Origin of the sequence: Nonomuraea marmarensis, assembly GCF_043197025.1 — a bacterium.
Classification (GTDB): domain Bacteria; phylum Actinomycetota; class Actinomycetes; order Streptosporangiales; family Streptosporangiaceae; genus Nonomuraea; species Nonomuraea marmarensis.
Window position 1 is genome coordinate 1 of the sequence record NZ_JBICRM010000011.1, and the last position, 18037, is coordinate 18037.

The following is an 18037-nucleotide window of genomic DNA, read 5'->3' on the forward strand; positions in this document are numbered from 1 at the left end:
CATGTTTGCTCACTGGAAATGGGTCTCGGGTGCCTGGGGACCAGGATGACAAGAGCCGTGTAAGTCGAGAGGTTTACGCACGGATCTGTGGGAGCCGGGAGGGGAGGTTCCTCCCGGCTACCCGACCTCCTGTAATGGGGGTGGAGCGAAGGAGCCGGACTGTCCTGGTGATGTTCGTTCGGGCAACCAGAGGTTTCTGGGAGGGATCGAGTGGGCGAGCCGAAGTCGATGGAAAAGCCGTTCAGTATTTCGAAGTGGCTCGTGTGGGAGGCATATCAGAGAGTCAAGGCCAATAGGGGAGCGCCAGGTGTGGATGGGTGCTCGATTGAGGACTTTGAGGCTGATCTGGAGAACAACCTCTACCGGATATGGAATCGGATGTCCTCGGGAAGTTACTTCCCACCCCCGGTGCTGGCGGTGGAGATACCGAAATCGCATGGCGGGGTAAGGGTCCTCGGCGTGCCCACCGTAGCGGACAGAATCGCGCAGACAGTGGTAGCCATGGAACTGGAGAAACGGGTGGAACCTAAATTCCATCCCGACTCCTATGGCTATCGGCCGAGACGGTCCGCGTTGGATGCGGTGGGAACATGTCGGCAACGCTGCTGGGAGTACGACTGGGCAGTCGATTTGGACATCCAGAAATTCTTCGACAGCGTGGACCACTCCCTCATGGTCAAGGCGGTCGAGACGAACACCGACCAACCATGGGTGGTGCTGTATGTAAAGCGCTGGCTTGTTGCGCCGATACAGCATCCCGATGGATCCCTGCATGAGCGGGAGAAAGGAACGCCGCAAGGCTCGGCTGTTTCTCCCGTGTTAGCCAACCTATTCCTCCACTATGCGTTCGACATGTGGATGGCAAGGAACTTTCCGGCCGTCCGGTTCGAGAGATACGTGGATGATGCGGTGGTCCACTGTGCAGACCTGCCGCAGGCGAAAATGCTGCGCGATGCGATTGGCCAGCGGATGGTCGAGGTCGGGCTGCAACTGCACCCGGACAAGACCCGGATAGTCTACTGCAAGGACAGCAACAGGCGAGGGGATTATCCTAATGTCTGGTTCACGTTCTTGGGTTATACCTTCCGTCCCCGCAGGGCGCGGAACAAGCGAAGGGGCGTGCGTTTCACGTCGTTTCAGCCCGCGATGAGCCGGGAGAAGCTGGTCGAGAAAGGCAGGGAAGTCCGCGGCTGGCGACTGCACAGGAGACCTAACGACACTCTGGAAGACCTCGCGGCAGCGATCAATCCGATCGTGCGAGGTTGGATGACCTACTGGGGACGGTACTACCGAACCGAGATGGATCCCCTTCTTAAGCGCATCAATACCTACCTGATGCGCTGGGCCCGGAAGAAGTACAAGCGGCTGCGTGGGTTCAAACGGCTCAAAGCCTGGTGGAAAGGGGTCACCCAACGGGACTCCGGACTGTTTGCGCACTGGGCCTGGACGCACCGATTCCACCCGACTGGATGGTAAGAGCGGAGTGACGGGAGACCGTCACGCTCCGTTCTGTGGGAGCCCGGGGGTGCGATTCCCCCGGGCTACCCGACACTGCAAGGACCAATCACGGCGTGGCTCGTACGAACATGTCGCGTTCACGTTCCTGGGGTTCACGTTCCAGCCGAGGCAGGCGCAGGACAAGTACGGGAGGCGGTTTCTTAACTTCCTGCCTGCGATCAGCAATGACGCCCTCAAAAGGCTCGGTGCCGTCGTTCGTGGATGGCGGCTGCACCAGCGGGTCAATCTCACTGAGCAAGAGCTCGCCAAGGCGATCAACCCGATCGTCGCGGCTGGATGCGGTACTACGGCCGGTTCTACCGGTCGAAGCTGTACCGGCTCCTGACGCGCATCAACGCCTATCTGATGCGCTGGGTCCGCTCGAAGTACAAACGGCTGCGGGCGAGAAAGAAGGCCCACCAGGCGTGGCTGAGGGTCACCAAGCAGTACCCAAGGCTGTTCGCGCACTGGCGTTGGATCGTCACCATGCCCGCCGTCTGGTGACCAGGGTGACTCGTGTTTCGCACTTGTGGGTGATCATGTTTCGGCTGCTGCCCAGGCTGCCAGGACGGCCTGGGTTTCTTCGGGTGTGGCCTGGTAGGGGGCTCGGGGCCGAAAACGTTCGGCGATGATGACGCGGCGGAGCTTGATCACCATGTCTTCGAAGGACGGTTCGGTCTTGGTGGTGTACCACCGTGAGCGTGCCCGGCGTTCGGCGGTGTCGGCGGGGCTGTGGCCGCTCATGGCGTACCACAGAATGGTCAGACTGAGACAGATCATGCCGAACGGCACGGTGCGTTCCACCGCGAGTCGGGTGCGGTTGCGGGCCTGGCCGACGCCCAGGCTCTGGCGGGCGTCGAAGAAGGCGACCTCGATGCACCAGCGGGCGGCGTAGCGGGCGATGAGATCTTCGGCGGGTGAGAGTAGGTCGGTGGTGATCAGGGGCAGGCCGTAGCCGCGGTTGTCGCCGTCGCGGGTACGGGGCAGGGCATCGCGGACCAGGATCACCCGGATGCTCTGGGTGCGGAAGGGGCCGTACCACAGGCACACCGTCTCGGATAGGTGCACGGTGTCGGTGCGTCCGTAGCGGCGCACCCGGGTGGTGCGCCAGGCGCCGGCGGCGGCCAGGTCGGCCGGGGTGCCGAGCCGGGCGCCTTTGGTGCGGGGCCGTCCGGACTTGCCGGTTCTGGGCGGAGGCAGGGCGTGCAGGACTGAGGTGACCTTCAGCCGGCTGGTCCAGGTGATCGCGTCATGCAGGCCGCGTAGATGTTCACCGGCGTAGGCGGCATCGCCGACGGCGTGCACCATCCGGGTGGGGTAGCGGGCGGCGATCGCCTCGACCATCTCCCGGGCGAACGCGATCTTGCCGGTGCGTCCGGGACGCCATAGCCGGGCCAGCACCGGCAGGCAGAGCGGCCGGGACAGGAACGGCAGCTGCACGATGATCCCGGCGATCACCCAGCAGTTGCCGAACCCGATCGGCTTGGGCCCCTTGGCTGCGCCGTCGTGATGCCAGGCGACGCCGAACACTTTCTTGCCCGACCGTTTGAACAGGGTGTCATCGACCACCACGGTGAGCGCCGAGCCCGGCGGCAGCAGCCGGGCCACGATCAGATCGCACAACGCCAGCCCGACAGTGTCGGTGCGCCAGCGGGCGGTGGAGAAGAAGCGGTGTGCGCGGCAGTGATGCCACACCCGTTCCAAGCCGGCGCCCAGCAGCATCCCGCACACCGTGCGGCGCCGCGTCTGCGCGATCAACCCCACCACCAGAGCGGCGAACGAGCGGTGACCCGGTGCGGTGAAACAGGACCGGAACACCGTCAGCAGCGCAGCCAGCGAGGGTAACGTGCCATCGGGGAGCATCGGCGGATTCACCTTCTACCAGGGTGTTACAGACACCGCCGATGCTCCTCCGGCATCTCCACGTCCGCCCCGCAGACCAGCGAAGGCACGCGGAAACATCCCCCTCGCCACATGCACGACGATCAAAGAAAACTGCGAAACACGAGGGGTGACAAGAGCCGTATAAATCGAGAGGTTTACGTACGGATCTGTGGGAGCCGGGAGGTGAGATCCCTCCCGGCTACCCGACCGCCCGAGGGATGATCGTTTCCCTCTGGCTGTTCCGGCTTGTGACCTCAGCGGGGGTCAGCGACGCAGAATTCGTTGCCCTCCGGGTCTCGCATGATCGTCCAGGAGTCGAACTCGCGCACCATCGATGCGCCTTGCGAGATCAGCCGTTCGACTTCAGCCGACCGATCAGCGGCGATGAGATCGAGATGGATGTGGTTGCCGGGGTTTCCAGTCTCAGGGACTTCACTGAAGAACAAAATTGGCCCGGGGCCGTCGACGGCCACGTTGGGGTCGGTCTCGGGCGTTCGGCCCAGGCTGGCGAGCCGTTCGATCTCCGCCTCGTCGTATGGTCGTATCTCGTATCCGTCTAGCGCTTGTGCCCAGAACCGGGCCATCGCAGACGGCCGCTTACAATGAAACACGATCTCCCGTAATACCGCCATTTATGTCCCCTTTCGGCTTTTGGAAGCGGTACCCGCTCGGCAACCTTACGAGCTGGCGATCCGGATCACCATCGCCTGGTCTGCAGCGATAAGACGAGGCCGAGGTCACTTGCGGTCCCTTGATCCGGGGGAATCGGCAACCATGAAGGCTCGGCCCACCTTTGCTGTCAACGGCCCGCCAAGTTGCTGTGTGGAATGCGGTCGCTTTCCGGATCGCGTCGGCGTGAACGATGACCTCGGCGGTGATCGTTTCCGGGCGGTTGGCGGGATCGTCGTTCTCGAGCGGTTTCGTTGAGGGATCTTGCAGTCTTCAGGGTCAGCGATGCCATTGCCGCCTACAGTGTGGAGTTGCAGCCATGCGGTGAGTGATGGCGGTGGTCTGGGGACTGCTGCGAGGGAGGCGATGGTGACGTCGCTGCTGACAAAGCTGGAGCGGGCCGAAGAATCCGCGCGGCAGCAATGCGCTGAGCTGTCCGGGCAGATGGAAGAGCTGCAGGAGCAGCTGGCCGTGGCGCAGCGTCGCCTGGAACGGCTGTCCATCGCACGCGAGGAGTTGACCGCGCTGGAGGCGGCCGACGAGCCGGCCGACGCGAAGCCCGGCGATGCCGCCGAAGGCAATCAGGATGCAGGCCGCAGCGGCCTGGAACCCGCCGGGCACACGGAGGTTCCTCAGGAGCGTCCGGCTCTGCGGGGGCTGCGCAAGGACGCGGTGGTGTTGCTGGCCAGCTGCGACAAGCCGCTGCGGGCGCGGGATGTGGTGCGGGCGCTGGGTCAGCAGGATGTCCGCGGCCAGGTGGAGGGGATGCGCCGCGGCTCAAGCGGCTGGTGGACGATGGCTGGCTGGCCGAGCACGAGCAGGGCCTGTTCACGATCGCGGCTGGGGTGAACGGGTTCGCCGGCGAAGGGAGCGCCGCCACGAGCTGAGTACGGCTTGCCGGTCTGGCGACCGGGTCAAACAGTGGTGCCGCCGAGTTGCAGCTCGACGGCACCGGGTTGCGTGAAGACCCACCAAGACCTAACTCTTTGAAGGCTCGCGCCTTCTGAGCGTAACGCGATAGGTGATCGCTTGGAGGCTGTCGAGCCAAATGACGGCTGCTTCTGCCCGGATGTCCGGGTTGTCTGGGGTGGCGGGAGGGAAGGCTCGATCATGCCGTCCATGTCATCACGGCGCCCGGCACCGTCATCGGGGCGCCGAGGAGTTGTCCGGCCACAGCCGGGCAGCGAGCGTGGTCTCCAGCAGGGCGATGGTGGCCACGTCTGGCCAGGACCGCCCGGCCAGCAGGTCGGCGATGGACTGGCGGTTGACGCCGGAGGCGGCGGCCAGGCCGCGCAGGCTCAGGCGGCGTTCGGCCAGGATGCCGGCCAGGGTGGCGGCGATGGCCTGGACGACGGCGGCGGCGGGATGGCTGGCCAGGTTAGCGTGGGGCCAGGCCTGCGGATCCTCGGCCAGGTCCCGGGGGGCGGCCGAGCGCGCGCGTCCTCCGACCATGACAAAGCACTCCTTTCGGTGGATGTCGTCGCTCTGCGTAACGGCTGCTGTCCTGCCGCTATGGGTGGGGTGTGACCCTCGATCCCGCGACCTCGGCAAGGATCACCAGCTACCGGCCGCAGCATGCTCCGCCGGAGTGGGAACGCATCTGCGGGCATGTGCGCATGCTGGTCGCTGCCAGCGCCGACCGCTCCCCCTACCGGGTGGAACGGCTGCTCACCGCAACCACCCGCCTGGCCGTGTGGTGTCACCGCTCCGGTCTGCCGGATGACCCGGAAGTGTGGTTGCGGCATGAGACGATCGACGCGTTCGTCCTGACCGGCTGCACTGACCTGGCCCCGAGTTCGGCGCAGACCTACCGCAGCTGGCTGCGGCACATGCGCGCCACGCTGGCCTGGCTGGAACGCGGTGAACAGGCGCCGCCGCCGATGAAGGCCCCCAAGAAGGTCAGCCCGCCATACTCGCCGGCCCAACTCGGCCACCTGCGCGGCTGGGCCGAACGCCTGCCCGGCCAGGCCAGAGGCGACGCGCTGGCGTTGATTGCACTCGCCTTCGGCTGTGGTCTGACCTCCGGGGAGGTGGCCGCCGTCCGCACCGAACATCTGCGCCGCCTGGGCTCCGGCGCGATCGTGGTCACCGTCCCCGACACGCAGCGGTTGATCGTCTGCCGCGCCGCCTGGGAGGACGTCCTGGTTCAACGCCGCCGACCAGCCGGGCGACCGGTTTGTGTTCCGGCCCAGGCGCGCCGCCCGGCACGCCAAGAACCTGTTCAGTTCCTGGACGGCTCGTCACCGGCCGACCGGCGGTCTGCCCGCGCTGTCGGTGCGCCGGCTGCGCTCCTCGTGGATCGTCGAGTTGCTGAGCGCGAGGATCGATCTGGGCGTGGTGGCCGCCGCGGCCGGGATGAGCACCTCCGCGCTGGCCCGCTACCAGCATTTCGTCCCCGCTTTGGACGAGCCCACCGCGGTCGCGCTGCTGCGCGGCCGCGCCATGTGAGTGCGGCGAAGCCACGCGCCTGGCCGCCGCGCACCACCCGAGCCCGAGCCACCCGGCCCCGGCCTCCCACCAAGCAGACCCCGCAGATCCCCGACGCCGTCACCAGCCACTACGCCCGACTGTTGGACGACTCCGGCATCATGCCGTTGATCGACGTCGAGCTCGGCCCACGCGCAGGACCGGCGGGAGTGCCGATCCGGGCGGTGCTCGTCTGTCTGATGGTCTCGATCCACTACAGCGGCAAGGCCACGCTGGCCGAAGCCTGGCGGCTGGCCGCCTTCTGCCTGTCCCCGACCGCCCGTGAACATTTGGGACTGGACGCCGACCGGCCACCTGCCGACGATCCGCACGCCTGCCTGGCCGACAACCGGCGTTTCTACCGCGCCTTCGACCGGCTCACCAGCTTGCTCGATCCGGCCCGCCACAACCGCCGCACCCGCCTGCCCCAAGCGCAGGCCGACCTGCTCGCCACCGCCTGGCAAGACGACGACCCCGACCACGCCCGCAAGCGGGACCTGCTGCAAGACCTCGTCACCGCGCTCGTGCTCACCCCGGCCCGCTGGAGCAAAGGCCGCGGCTACCTGGCAGGATTTGGCGGCGACGTCGGCATCGACACCACGGCCGCCCCGGTCTTCGCCCGCCCGCCCCGAACTCGCCGCTCCACCGGCGAACTGATCGCCTCCACCGAGATCACCGCGGGCTGGCACCACTCGGCTGGCAACGGCCCACCCGAGTACGGCTACAGCGCCACCCTCACCGTCGCCGCCCGCACCCGCTCGGTTCCCGGCTCTTTCCCACAACTGGCGCTCGGCCTGGTCCTCGACCACTTCCTCGACCAATGGCGCCACACCCACCAGCCCCCAGATGACCCCGACACATCCGCCGACATCCTTCAGATCCCAACAGAGCGCCCCGATGTCCGGTGACATCCAACACGGCCCGCTTCGACGCTCTGACCTGCACGGGCCTGTTTGAGTGGCACGCGCTCGGGACGTTGATCGTGTCGAATGAGCCTCACGGCATGTGGGTCGGGCCAACTTGGGTGACGCGTAGGTAGGGCGTGACTTGGGAGAACGCCTCCAGCAGTGCCTCAAGACATCGAACGGGCCGGAATCGATGGCATCCGGCCGACTTCGTTGTCACCGGACACCCGACCGCTCGCCGCTCACGGGCCGGAGCAGGCCGCCACTGTTCTGTCGCAGCGGAAATTGAGCGATTCTCATCGAAGTTTGAGTGATCGTGGCTCGGCTGCTGTTCTCTCATCTGCCTTCTGGCGTTGCTTTCGGCGTTCTCGGTAGGCCCATACTCGGCACGCGTCCGAGCACCAGAGCCGAGGCAGACCGCGGGGGTCGTCGCGAGGCAGCGGAGTGTCGCATCGGCCGCATCGTCGGCGCGCTGGCTGGCTGGCGCGGCGACAATCACGAGAGCACCAGCGGGATGGGGGACTGTACCGTTCTCTTTACAGACCCGACGAGATTGTGGCAGGGAAGGGGTCGCACTTGGACGTCGAGGGGTGGAGAGTGGGCGGCAACGCGGGCGCTCGACCTTGGCCCGACGGGGAGCATCGACCGCGTTGCCGCCCGCTCGTGAGCGGAGCGATGCGGGTTCGGAAGTGCTCCCTTCACCTGGAAGGGGGCTTCCCGCATTGCTCCGCCCTGTCTGTTGCGATCAAGGTTTCAGCGTCAGCTCCACGCAGGTGCCGCAGGCTCCGGTTGCTGTGGGCGTGAATCGCAGGGACCAACCGCACACTGGAAGGGGATGAACCTGTTGTCCACACAGAGCCCTTCGAGGGCCCACCTGGATGGCGTATTCGTCCAGTGCGAAGGCATGCTGGTCGCGTTCGATCGTGTGCTGGTCAAGCCCAACCGCATGTTGCACAGTCCGGTGGCCGACAGTTAACAGGCCCACCCGGTAGGAGATCTCCACTTTCTCGGCGTCATTTGCTTTGTGCTCAAGGATGTCGAGATCGTCCCAATGTACAGCCCAGCGTCGGCAGCCCAGGGGCAGGTCGTAGAGGTCGCCGTCGAGCTTGACCAGGGCTATCGAGCCGAGGCGCAGCAGTTCGACCACCACCCCTTGACGGCCCAACAGGTAGTCGGCGTATCTGCGTGTCTCCGCTGGACTGTGCTCCAACTGATCGATCACGACCCGGCTTCCCCTCTCCCGGGGGTGTCTCACGACGGCGCCTCTCCCATAGCCCCGCCAGGCGGCAAGCCCGGCCATGACAGAGGACGAGCCGCGCGTTGCCGCTGAGGCGGCATCACACCTTCGCCGCGTGGGCCGATACATCGGGTGAGCCGACCGGAGTCTCCCTCAGCCTTGAGCGCTGTGAGGAGGGCCGTCGGTTGTGCCGTCGTCTGAGGGGCCGCCGTCGAAGCCCTTTCGGGGAGGCAGTCGAACCAGACGTTTACCGTCGCGGGTCCGCGGTGCTCATCGTCGTCCAGGGATAGTTCGGTGTCGTCGGCTTGTGGATGTGGTTCTGCAGGGAGTTCCCCCGCCATGGATGCAGTGCATGGCCTAGGGGTGCGCAGTGAAGGATTCATCCCCCCAGCCAAGCCGCTGACCTTGGGATAAAGCAGGATGGCAATGTCGGACAGGCAGGGACACGACCTGGCCTGGTGGGTGTCCTCCGTGGCGCGTGGGTTCTGCTGACGGTTTATTGCCCGGGTGTCTCGATCCCGATGGCGAGGACACCGAGGCGTTCTTTCTCTGCTGGGTAGATGTTTCGGATCATCGCGAGCAACTCGTCGGTGCTTTTGCCGAGGTCGCCGCCGATGGCGATCGGGTCCTCATGCTGGAGCATGTCCTCGAAGGAGACGTACTCGCTCACTCGCGTGACCCGGGTCCGTAGCCGCTCATTCCCGGAGAGGAAGTCGAGGTCCTGGCCAGGCTGGATCTTGCGCATGCTCGCGTACCCCACCCGCACCTCCACCGTCTTGACGCCTGAGGCGATGAGGTCGAAGTACAGCTTGCGGATATGGAGTTCCCGCCGGGCGGGATGTCCTTACGCTCGCTCACGGGGCCGCTCCTACCTGCGTGGCAGCCAGCGCCGACTCGAATTCCGCCGCGTGGCTCGTTCCGGGATGCTGAATCGCAAGGGCGGTGTTCAGGTCGGCCGCCCGTGCTTGTACGAAGGCGACCAACCGCGGCGAGGACAACGCCTGCAGGCCGAGTGTCACCGCCTCCTTGGCAGAGCCGAGGAAGGCTAGCGCGATACCGAGATCCAGGTGGGCGATCGCCTCTCGGCTGAGAGATCGTTTGCCGATCGGTGTCGCGTCGTGTGCTTCGGTCGCCCTCTCGGCGTGGTGGCGGGCTTGTTCGTAGTCGCCGAGCCAGATCAAGGACGAGGCGGTGTAAGTGGTCATCGCATAGGCGGACAGTGGGCCGGTGTCGGTGCCGTCGGGGCGGGTGGGGTGCGGCTAGGCAGGGCGTTCCACAGGCGGTGGGCCTGCTGGTGGCTGGCGTGGAAGTCGTCGCGGTTGCCGACCCGGGCGTGGCCGCGCGATGCTTGGGCGTGCAGCCGTACCGCGAGCGGATGATCGACGGGGACGTGGACGAGGCCGCGCAGCGCAGCGGAGACCGCTCGGGCGGGCTGGCCAGCGTGCAGGGCGATGGAGGCCATGGCGTCGGCGGCCCAGGCGCACAGCTCGTCGTGCCCAGCCTGGTCGGCGTGCTCGAAGCAGTCGATGGGCGTACGCCTCGCCGGTCAGCGGGTCGCCCAGGTCGTGGGCGAGCCAGGCCAGAATCTCCGACAGCCATCCGGCGTAGACGAACAACTCCCGCTGTTCCTTGAGGGTGTGCGGGCCGGCGATGAGCTGATCCACTTTGCGCCGGTAGAGGCGGGCCACGGTGAACAGGTCCGCCGGAGGGCGGCGCGAGTAGCTTCCCGAGATATCGCAGACCACGGCGTGGAGATGATCCAGCGTCCCGCGGCCGACGGCGGAGGTGTTCGCGCGACGGGTGAACTCCAGAGCCTCGTCGGCGGCCTCGCCCAGCACCTGGCCGACCGGCGGCCAGGCCCAGTTTGAGGGCGTCGCGTCGGTTCGTGGGTTCGTCCTCCTCTCGCGATTCGGACTGGTGGCTTTCCTCCTTATTGTTCTCTCGTTCGTCGAACAGCATTCGCACGTCGCGGGAGAAGATGCGGCTGTAGAGCAGCCGGTAGCGCTCGGTCATCGTGGTGACCTCGCCGGACTCCCAGCGGCGGATGGGCCGGACGAGCGAGGCGTGATCGGGGAAGGGTTCGTTCCCGGCGGCCTCCCGTAGACGGCGGGCCGTGCTGTGCACGTCCCAGTCGCGCGCCTGACGCTCGGCTCGGATGCGTGCAGGCCATCCCATCATCGTCACCTACGAACTTTCGGAGAAACGTCACGTGACGTGTCGTCGCCGTCTTCGATTGTCCCCCTCGACCGGTGCTCGTGCAGGTCCCATTTCCGCGCCCATGGCGTCGTCTCTGCTTGCCGATAAGCAAACTGGGAGTGATCGGTGCGAATCGCTCCAGTCTTTCCATGGGCCGGGTGGATCTGATCACGTTCTGGAGAATCTGCTGCTCACGGCCTTGATGAGGGCTTTGTTGAAACCCTACGCTACTCTTCGAATTCGAGTAATCGCTTGGAGTCAAGATGGGGATGGTTGTGGTGATTCGTGGTCGTGCCCTGGCGCTCCTATTCGTGCCGATGGGGGTGACGGCATGCCAAGCGGCCGCCCCAACGAGCTTGCCACCGCGAACACCGCCCACCGCATCCACTGCGGCATCCACGCCCAAGCCTTCCCCGACCACGCCCCACGATCTGATCGTGGACACTTATTCGGCCTACTGGCCCGTTCTGGCCGAGGCGGGTAGATCGTCGCCTGACCAGGCGCGGGAGTTGCTGAAGCCGTACGTGAAAGGTGGCTATCTTGACCATCTCGTCGACGGCGTCCGAGACATGGTCAAGCAAGGGCGCGAGCCTTACGGCCAGGCAATTCCGCGCATCAAGGAAGTCCGTGTGGGCGGTAACTACGCCGAGGTCACCGATTGTCTGGACATGTCCAAAGCGGCCATAGCCGACCGGCGTACACACCGGCTCATTCCCGAGACTGCAGACGCCAAGACCACGACGACCGTCACGGCAATTTTGGAACGCTCCCAGGACGGGCGGTGGCGGCTGACGGGACTGAGCATGAAGGGGGCGACATGCACGTTGCCATCGCGATGAGTTCGCTTCTCGCCCTGCTGGCAGGCGCTTACGGACCCCCGACCGAGGACAACGGGGCCACCCGCATGGGCGGGGATTGGGTCACCTACGGCGTCCACAGGCAGACCGAACCAGGCGCCGCAGGCGCCGCCGGAAGAGGGACAAGTGGAGGCTTCGGCGACTGCCACGGCATTGGCGGGCCAGGGCAGATCAGCTACGTCCAGTGCGACACCGGGCCGGACGGTCAGCGCAACGTCTTCAACGCCGTTGTGCCTGGAGATCGGGCGGCCCCAGCGGTTACCCCCGAGATGCTCATGGAGCAGGCACTGCGGCTGCTCACACCGCCTACACCAAAGATCGTCACCGCTCCGCCTCGGGGCAAGAACGGGTACGTGGGCCTGCGGCAGTTCTTCTGGGCCGAGCCAGGCCAATGGCATCCCATCAGCAAGAAGGTCACGGCAGGTCCGGTCTGGGCGGAGGTCACCGCAGCCCCGACCAAGTTGACCATCCAGCCCGGCGCAGGCCAGGCGACACTCAGCTGCCCGGGACCCGGCGTGCCGTACGACCCGGCGAAGTCGCCAGACGATCAGAACATCGAGTGCACGCACGTCTTCACCGAGTCCAGTGCCGGGCTTCCCAAGTCGCAGTACCAGGTGAAATTTTCGACGGTCTGGTCCGCCAACTGGACCGGCTCGGGTGGTGCCGGTGGCCCGCTCGCGCCGATCACCACCTCGACGACGTTCCCGCTGCGGATCGGGCAGGCCCCCGCGCTGGTTGGAAGGAGTTCGTGAATGGCGCGCAAGATTCAGCCCGCGGCGCCCGGTCAGTCGTCCAACGGTGAGGTTCCGCCGGCGCAGGTGCCCAAGCTGCTGGCGCAGCCGCGTCAGCGTAGGCGCAGTTCGTTGGTGCTGGGCGCACTCGTCGTCCTCGGCGGTACGGCGATGGCCGTCCACACGGTCAACCGGCTGAGTGATCGCGAATCGGTCCTCGTCATGACCCGGGATGTCGCGTTCGGACAGCCTCTCACCGCCGAGAACGTCTCCACCGCCATGGTGGACGGGGATCAGAATGTGGCGACCGTGCGAGGCGAGGACCTGCGACAGGTGATCGGCATGCGGGCGGCCGTCGATCTAATGCGCGGCATGCTCGTCCAGCCCAGGATGGTCACCGACCAGGTCACGCCGCAGGCAGATCAGCAGCTCATCCCGATCGCGGTCAAGCCGAGTCGTCTTCCGGCGCGCGGGCTGCGGCCGGGCGATCGGCTCCTCGTCGTGCCGAGACCTGAGGGGCAGGCCGTACCCGAGGCCCAGGCGTCGTCGGGCGCCATCGAGGCCGTGGTGGACCAGGTGAAGGGGCCGGACAACGACGGGCTCATGGTGGTGGACGTCCTGGTGAACAAGAGCGATGGCCCCAAACTGGCTCCGCTGGCCGCCGACGGTCAGGTCGCCTTGGCGCTCATTCCGAGGAGACCGTGAATGGCGATGTACGCGCTGATGAGCCCAGGTGGGTCGCCCGGAGTCACCACCACCGCGCTGGCTCTCACCTACGCCTGGGAAGGGCGGGCATTGCTGGCTGAATGCGATCCCCAAGGTGGTGATGTCCTACGCGGGTTCCTGGCCGGAAGTATGGACCAGCACGAGTGCGGCTTGCTGGAGCTGACGCTGGCCGCCGCCCACAACCCGGATCCGGGCATTCTGTGGCGGCACGTCATCGCGCTCGATCACGACGCCCGCAACTGGCTGCTGCTGCCCGGCCTGCGCGATCCTCGGCATCTGGTGCAGCTCGACGGCGCCTGGGACATCATCGCGGGGATTCTCAAGGCGGCGCAGAGCACTGCCGACGTGGTGGTGGACGTCGGCCAGATCGGCCGATCCGATACCCCCACCAGCCTCATCACGGCTTGTGATCTGGCGGTCATGCTGGTGCATCCCACACTGAAGCATGTCGCTCAGGCGCGCCCGCGTCTGGATGCGCTGGGCCGTCACATCGGTGGCGATGTCGCTGTCGGACTGTGCGTGATCGGCAACGGTCCCTACTCTCTCAAGGAGATCAGCGGAGCACTCTTCGAGCTGCCCGTGCTGGCATGGATCCCGTACGACCCGAAATCCGCCGCGGTGCTCTCCGACGGCAACCGTGCCAAGAAGTCCTTTCATCGCTCCGCGCTGATACGCGGCACCTCCCAGATGGGCGCTGCCATGAGAAACCACCTTGCCCAGGCAGAGGTGGTGACCCAATGAGCCGTTCGTGGCCGCCGCAGACGCCGATCGACCCCGTCCTCATGTCGCAGCCGCCGACACCTCCGGACAACGGCCAGACGTTTCGCGACGCGGTGCTCGCCATCACGACCGCGGTCGCGGACGACCTCAAGGACACCGAGGACCGTGACGAGGCACGCCAGGTCATCCAGGCGCGGGTCCAGCAGTGGTCGCAGGACCAGGTCGCCGCAGGTGTCCCGGTCAGCTTCGCGACGCAGCGCCGGCTCGTCGACGCCGTGATCGACGAACGATTCGAGCTGGGCGTGCTCACGCCGTACCTCAACGATCGTCGGGTGGAGAGCATCGACCTCAACGGATGCGACCAGGTGTGGATCACCTACAACGACGGCAGCTGCAGACGCGGCCCTGCCATCGCCACCAGCGACGACGACCTGATCAAGATGATCCAGATGTGGGCTCTGCACAAGAGCTACAACCCGCGCGAGTTCTCCGCCGCGAATCCACTGCTCAACACCGCGCTGCAGCCGGGCGACGGCGACGACGGTGTGGGGGTACGGCTCAGCGCCACCATGGCCGTCACCCGCCGTCCGTGCGCCAGCATCCGCTGCCACCGCCTCGTCGACGTCACCCTCGATGACCTGGTCAAGCTCGGCACCATCAACCGCAGCCTGTACGCCTTCCTGCGCGCCGCCGTCCTGGCCCGGCTGAACATCGTCATCACCGGCGGCACCGCAGCAGGCAAGACGACACTGCTGCGCGCTCTGGCCTCGGTGATTGACCCGGCCGAGCGGCTGGCCACGCTGGAGTCGGACTACGAGCTCTTCCTCGACCGACTCACGCACCGCCACCAGAACGTGATCGCCTTCCAGGTACGCCAGGCCAACTCCGAGGGCGCCGGCACCATCGGGCTGAACGACCTGATCCCGCACTCCCTGCGCAAGAACATCAAGCGGATCATCGTGGGCGAGGTGCGGGCCGACGAGATCGTGCCGATGTTCGAAGCGATGAACACCGGCCATCCCGGCTCCATGTGCACCATCCATGCCGACGGCACCGAGGAGATCTTCAACAGGATCGTCATGCTGTGGACGCGCGGCGTCGGTGCCCAGACCCCGCCGGCCGTCATCCACCTCAACACTGGCGAAACCATCGACCTGGTCGTCCACCTGCGACTGGATCCGGCGACCAACACCCGGTTCGTCTCCGAGGTCCTCGAGGTCCTGCCCCCGGCCGACAGCGAGCTGCCCAGCCGCAACCATCTCTACCGGCCGACCGGGCCAGGTGGCAGGGCCGTACCGGACATCACCCCACAGTGCCTGCCCCGGCTGAAGGCGGTCGGCTTCGATCCTGCCCAACTCGATCCGTTCACCGCGCGCTGGGAAATCCGATGAACACCCTCTCCCTGCTGGGCGGGTTCAGCGCCGCCATGATTTTGGGCGGCACGCTGAGCATCATCGCGGCCCTGCGCGCCCCCGATGATGAACAACCTGTCCGCCCGCCCTCTCGCTGGGCCGGCCTCGGCAGGACACTTCTGGCGCACTATCGGCTGATCGCCTTGGCTCTGGCGGTGTCGGTGGCGGTGCATGCGTTCACCGGCTGGCCAGTCGCGGCTGTCGCCGCCGGGGCGGCCGTGTTCACGCTGCCCAAAGCAATGACCGGCAAGGCAGCCGCCGAGCGCATCCGCAAGCTGGAGGCTCTGGAACTGTGGACCCGCCGCCTGGCGGACCTGCTCGTCGCAGGCAGGGCTCTGGAACAGGCGCTGGAGCACAGCGCGGCCCGCAACGTCCCACCGGCCATCGCCGCCCCGGTCACCACACTGGCCCGGCGGCTTTGTGTCACCCGGATGCCGACCGAGGAGGCGTTGCGACTGTTCGCCGACGAACTGGACGATCCCATCGGGGACCGCATCGCCGCCGCCCTCATCCTGGTCGCCCGCCGTCGGGGGAAAGGCGCCAGCGCCGTACTCCAGCAGCTCGCCGAGCTGGTGGCCAAGGACGTCTCCGACCGCCGGGAGGTGGAGGCGGCCCGCGCCGAACACCGCACCACCGTGCGCTGGATCATCGCCATCCTCGTCCTGTTCAGTGCCCTGGCCGTCTTCCAGAAGTCGTACGTCGCGCCCTTCGGCACTCCGCTTGGCCAGGTCGTCTTGGCCATCGTGGCGCTCTTCTACGCGGGAACGCTGGTCTGGCTCCACCGACTTGGGACCGCCGCGCCCGGGCACCGCTTCCTCAACAACAACGACGCTGGGACGAAGCGATGAACGTGCTGGCCATGGCGTCCGGAGCGCTGATCACTCTCGGGCTGCTGATCGTGACGCACGAGCTGATGCCCGGCCCGCCCCGGCTGGATGCCGCGCTCGCTCGCCTGGACGGGCGTCCTGCCCCGGTACGTGGCGACTGGATCAGGCTGAGGCTGGCCCGGTTGCCGATCCCGCGCGACGATCTGGCGCTGCTGGGCATCAGCGTGGAACGCTTCACCCTCCAGCGCATCGGTTTCCTGTTGATCGGACTGCTGTTCCCAGTGCCGCTCAGCCTGCTCTGCACTTTCGCCGGATTCCCCCTACCCTGGGCCATCCCCACGGGTGCCGCCGTCATTCTCGCAGTGCTGTTCGCGCTGATCCCTGACATCAGCGCCCGCCGCCAGGCCCACGAACGCCGCCGCGAGTTCCGCGCCGCCCTGGCAACCTACCTGGACATGGTCGCCCTGGAACGCGCCGCCGGCGCAGGTCCTCCCCAGGCCCTGCAGGCCCCTGTGGATATCTGCACCGGATGGGTGTTCAGCCAGATCGCCCAGGTACTCCAGCACGCCAAACGCGCCGGCGAACAGCCCTGGCGCGGCCTCGGCACGCTCGGCGAACGGGTCGGCATCCCCCAGCTCACCGAACTGGCCGACATCGCCGAAGACGCCGGCTCCGAAGGCACCCGCGTGCTGTCCACGCTGCTGGCCAAGGCCCAGTCCATGCGCACCGCCGCGCTGGCCGACGCCCGCGCCCAGGCCAACAGCCGTACCAGCGAAATGCCCATCGCCATCGGCTTGTCGATCTTCGGCTTCCTGGGGCTCGTCTGCTTTCCCGCCATCTACCGCATCATGAGCTGAAAAGGGGGACACCCGTGCCCAAACTCCTGCCACCCGAGACCGCCTACTGGAAAGCCGTCACCGCGCTGCTCCGGGACCGCCTCGAACGCGCCCGCAAAGACCCGGAAAAGGGTGCCATGTCCGCCGAAGCAATGATCATCATCGCCGCGCTCGTGCTGGTCGCGGTCACTGTCATGGGCATCGTCACCGCCAAGATCGTCGACAAGGCGAACACGATCAACCTCTAGGCAGGGGACCGGTGCACACCTTCCGTGCCGCTCGGGGCAGCGTCACCGCGGAGACGGTGATCGCCCTGCCCGTCATCATGCTCGCCATCTTGGCCTGCATGCAGCTGTGCCTGCAGTTCTTCGCCCAGTCGGTCGCGCTCGCCGCCGCCCAGCAAGGCGTCCGGGCCGCACGAGCGTACGGCGGATCCCAGGACTCGGGCGCGGGCGTGGCCAAGCGCTACGCCGAGCAGACCGCCAGCGGTTTCCTGACCTCGATCAGCACGGCCAGCACCGGCGACGCCACCACCATCCGGATCACCGTGCGCGGCCAATCCCTGTCCCTGGTGCCGTTCCTACCCTCCATCGAGGTCTCCGAGGAAGCGGCTGGCCCCGTCGAACGCTTCACCACACCCGAGCGGACGACATGAACGAGCAGGGCAGTGTCACCGTGGAGGCCATCCTCGCCCTCACGGCCATCGTGCTGGTCATCCTGCTCGGCGTCGCCGCCGGCCGGATCACCGTGGCCAGTGCCGCCGTGGAGGCCGCCGCCCGAGATGCCGCCCGCCAGGCATCCATCGCCCATACCGCCGCCGCGGCCAGCACCAACGCCGAAACCAGCGCCCATGAATCTCTGAAGAGCCAAGGCGCGAACTGCGCGGCGGTCACGGTGGAGGTGAACGCGAAAGGCTTCAGCCGTCCGGTTGGCTCCCCGGCTGATGTGTCGGCGACGGTTTCCTGCACCGTGCCACTGGCGGACCTCGCCTTCCCAGGACTGCCGGGAGCTATGGAGCGGCGTGCCACCTCCACCAGCCCATTGGATCCCTACCGCGAAAGACGGAGGTGAGGC

21 protein-coding genes are annotated in these 18037 nt (G+C 66.7%); 15 read left to right on the top strand and 6 right to left on the bottom strand.

Annotated features, from left to right (window positions below):
- Nucleotides 1-210 precede the first annotated feature (210 nt).
- Nucleotides 211-1476 (top strand): group II intron reverse transcriptase/maturase, encoded by a 1266-nt coding sequence (gene ltrA, locus ACFLIM_RS19540; RefSeq protein WP_393167362.1) that lies wholly within the window; start codon nt 211-213, stop codon nt 1474-1476.
- Nucleotides 1477-1794: 318 nt separating this feature from the next.
- Nucleotides 1795-2001 carry a hypothetical protein gene (locus tag ACFLIM_RS19545; protein ID WP_393167364.1) on the top strand — a complete coding sequence of 69 codons (207 nt, stop codon included), beginning with the start codon at nt 1795-1797 and terminating at the stop codon, nt 1999-2001.
- A gap of 33 nt (nt 2002-2034) precedes the next feature.
- Here ACFLIM_RS19545 and ACFLIM_RS19550 read toward each other — a convergent pair whose 3' ends face one another.
- A complete protein-coding gene (locus tag ACFLIM_RS19550; protein ID WP_393167366.1) occupies nt 2035-3360 on the bottom strand; it encodes an IS701 family transposase in 1326 nt (441 codons plus the stop codon).
- Nucleotides 3361-3635: 275 nt separating this feature from the next.
- The gene (locus ACFLIM_RS19555; protein ID WP_393167368.1) at nt 3636-4013 is read right to left on the bottom strand and encodes a VOC family protein; all 378 of its coding nucleotides are present in this window, start codon (nt 4011-4013) and stop codon (nt 3636-3638) included.
- 403 nt (nt 4014-4416) lie between these two features.
- Here ACFLIM_RS19555 and ACFLIM_RS19560 point away from each other — a divergent pair, with 403 nt between their 5' ends.
- Nucleotides 4417-4899, top strand: a complete 483-nt coding sequence (locus ACFLIM_RS19560) for a hypothetical protein (RefSeq protein ID WP_393167370.1) — start codon at nt 4417-4419, stop codon at nt 4897-4899.
- A 294-nt stretch (nt 4900-5193) separates the two neighbouring features.
- On the opposite strand, the gene ACFLIM_RS19565 is transcribed toward ACFLIM_RS19560, so the two are convergent.
- Nucleotides 5194-5502 carry a helix-turn-helix domain-containing protein gene (locus ACFLIM_RS19565; RefSeq protein WP_393167372.1) on the bottom strand — a complete coding sequence of 103 codons (309 nt, stop codon included), beginning with the start codon at nt 5500-5502 and terminating at the stop codon, nt 5194-5196.
- A 726-nt stretch (nt 5503-6228) separates the two neighbouring features.
- Between ACFLIM_RS19565 and ACFLIM_RS19570 the strand changes: the two genes are divergently transcribed.
- Complete coding sequence (locus ACFLIM_RS19570; protein WP_393167374.1) at nt 6229-6498, top strand: hypothetical protein; 270 nt, start codon at nt 6229-6231, stop codon at nt 6496-6498.
- Complete coding sequence (locus ACFLIM_RS19575) at nt 6495-7424, top strand: hypothetical protein (protein ID WP_393167376.1); 930 nt, start codon at nt 6495-6497, stop codon at nt 7422-7424. Before ACFLIM_RS19570 ends, ACFLIM_RS19575 begins: the two co-directional genes overlap by 4 nt.
- A gap of 742 nt (nt 7425-8166) precedes the next feature.
- Here ACFLIM_RS19575 and ACFLIM_RS19580 read toward each other — a convergent pair.
- The 3 genes from ACFLIM_RS19580 to ACFLIM_RS19590 all read right to left on the bottom strand — a co-directional run bounded on the left by ACFLIM_RS19580 (nt 8167) and on the right by ACFLIM_RS19590 (nt 9863).
- Nucleotides 8167-8643 carry a hypothetical protein gene (locus ACFLIM_RS19580; protein WP_393167378.1) on the bottom strand — a complete coding sequence of 159 codons (477 nt, stop codon included), beginning with the start codon at nt 8641-8643 and terminating at the stop codon, nt 8167-8169.
- Nucleotides 8644-9154: 511 nt separating this feature from the next.
- Nucleotides 9155-9475 (bottom strand): ASCH domain-containing protein, encoded by a 321-nt coding sequence (locus ACFLIM_RS19585; RefSeq protein ID WP_393167821.1) that lies wholly within the window; start codon nt 9473-9475, stop codon nt 9155-9157.
- A gap of 37 nt (nt 9476-9512) precedes the next feature.
- The gene (locus ACFLIM_RS19590) at nt 9513-9863 is read right to left on the bottom strand and encodes a hypothetical protein (RefSeq protein ID WP_393167380.1); all 351 of its coding nucleotides are present in this window, start codon (nt 9861-9863) and stop codon (nt 9513-9515) included.
- Between the two features lie 1428 nt (nt 9864-11291).
- Between ACFLIM_RS19590 and ACFLIM_RS19595 the strand changes: the two genes are divergently transcribed.
- Genes ACFLIM_RS19595 through ACFLIM_RS19640 form a run of 10 tightly spaced genes read left to right on the top strand, consistent with a single transcriptional unit; the run spans nt 11292 to nt 18034 of the window.
- The gene (locus ACFLIM_RS19595; protein WP_393167381.1) at nt 11292-11693 is read left to right on the top strand and encodes a hypothetical protein; all 402 of its coding nucleotides are present in this window, start codon (nt 11292-11294) and stop codon (nt 11691-11693) included.
- The gene (locus tag ACFLIM_RS19600; protein ID WP_393167383.1) at nt 11672-12463 is read left to right on the top strand and encodes a hypothetical protein; all 792 of its coding nucleotides are present in this window, start codon (nt 11672-11674) and stop codon (nt 12461-12463) included. The genes ACFLIM_RS19595 and ACFLIM_RS19600 overlap by 22 nt, the downstream gene beginning before the upstream one ends.
- The gene (locus ACFLIM_RS19605; RefSeq protein ID WP_393167385.1) at nt 12464-13147 is read left to right on the top strand and encodes an SAF domain-containing protein; all 684 of its coding nucleotides are present in this window, start codon (nt 12464-12466) and stop codon (nt 13145-13147) included. It abuts the gene before it with no gap.
- Nucleotides 13148-13909, top strand: a complete 762-nt coding sequence (locus ACFLIM_RS19610; protein ID WP_393167387.1) for a hypothetical protein — start codon at nt 13148-13150, stop codon at nt 13907-13909.
- Nucleotides 13906-15279, top strand: coding sequence for a CpaF family protein (locus tag ACFLIM_RS19615; protein ID WP_393167388.1), 1374 nt, complete (start codon nt 13906-13908; stop codon nt 15277-15279). The genes ACFLIM_RS19610 and ACFLIM_RS19615 overlap by 4 nt, the downstream gene beginning before the upstream one ends.
- Nucleotides 15276-16148: a type II secretion system F family protein gene (locus tag ACFLIM_RS19620; RefSeq protein WP_393167390.1), complete on the top strand. Its 873-nt coding sequence runs from the start codon at nt 15276-15278 to the stop codon at nt 16146-16148. Before ACFLIM_RS19615 ends, ACFLIM_RS19620 begins: the two co-directional genes overlap by 4 nt.
- Nucleotides 16145-16984: a hypothetical protein gene (locus tag ACFLIM_RS19625; protein WP_393167392.1), complete on the top strand. Its 840-nt coding sequence runs from the start codon at nt 16145-16147 to the stop codon at nt 16982-16984. The genes ACFLIM_RS19620 and ACFLIM_RS19625 overlap by 4 nt, the downstream gene beginning before the upstream one ends.
- 14 nt (nt 16985-16998) lie before the next feature.
- Complete coding sequence (locus ACFLIM_RS19630) at nt 16999-17211, top strand: hypothetical protein (protein WP_393167394.1); 213 nt, start codon at nt 16999-17001, stop codon at nt 17209-17211.
- Nucleotides 17212-17222: 11 nt separating this feature from the next.
- Nucleotides 17223-17618, top strand: coding sequence for a TadE family protein (locus tag ACFLIM_RS19635; protein WP_393167396.1), 396 nt, complete (start codon nt 17223-17225; stop codon nt 17616-17618).
- A complete protein-coding gene (locus ACFLIM_RS19640) occupies nt 17615-18034 on the top strand; it encodes a TadE/TadG family type IV pilus assembly protein (RefSeq protein WP_393167397.1) in 420 nt (139 codons plus the stop codon). The genes ACFLIM_RS19635 and ACFLIM_RS19640 overlap by 4 nt, the downstream gene beginning before the upstream one ends.
- Nucleotides 18035-18037: the final 3 nt, after the last annotated feature.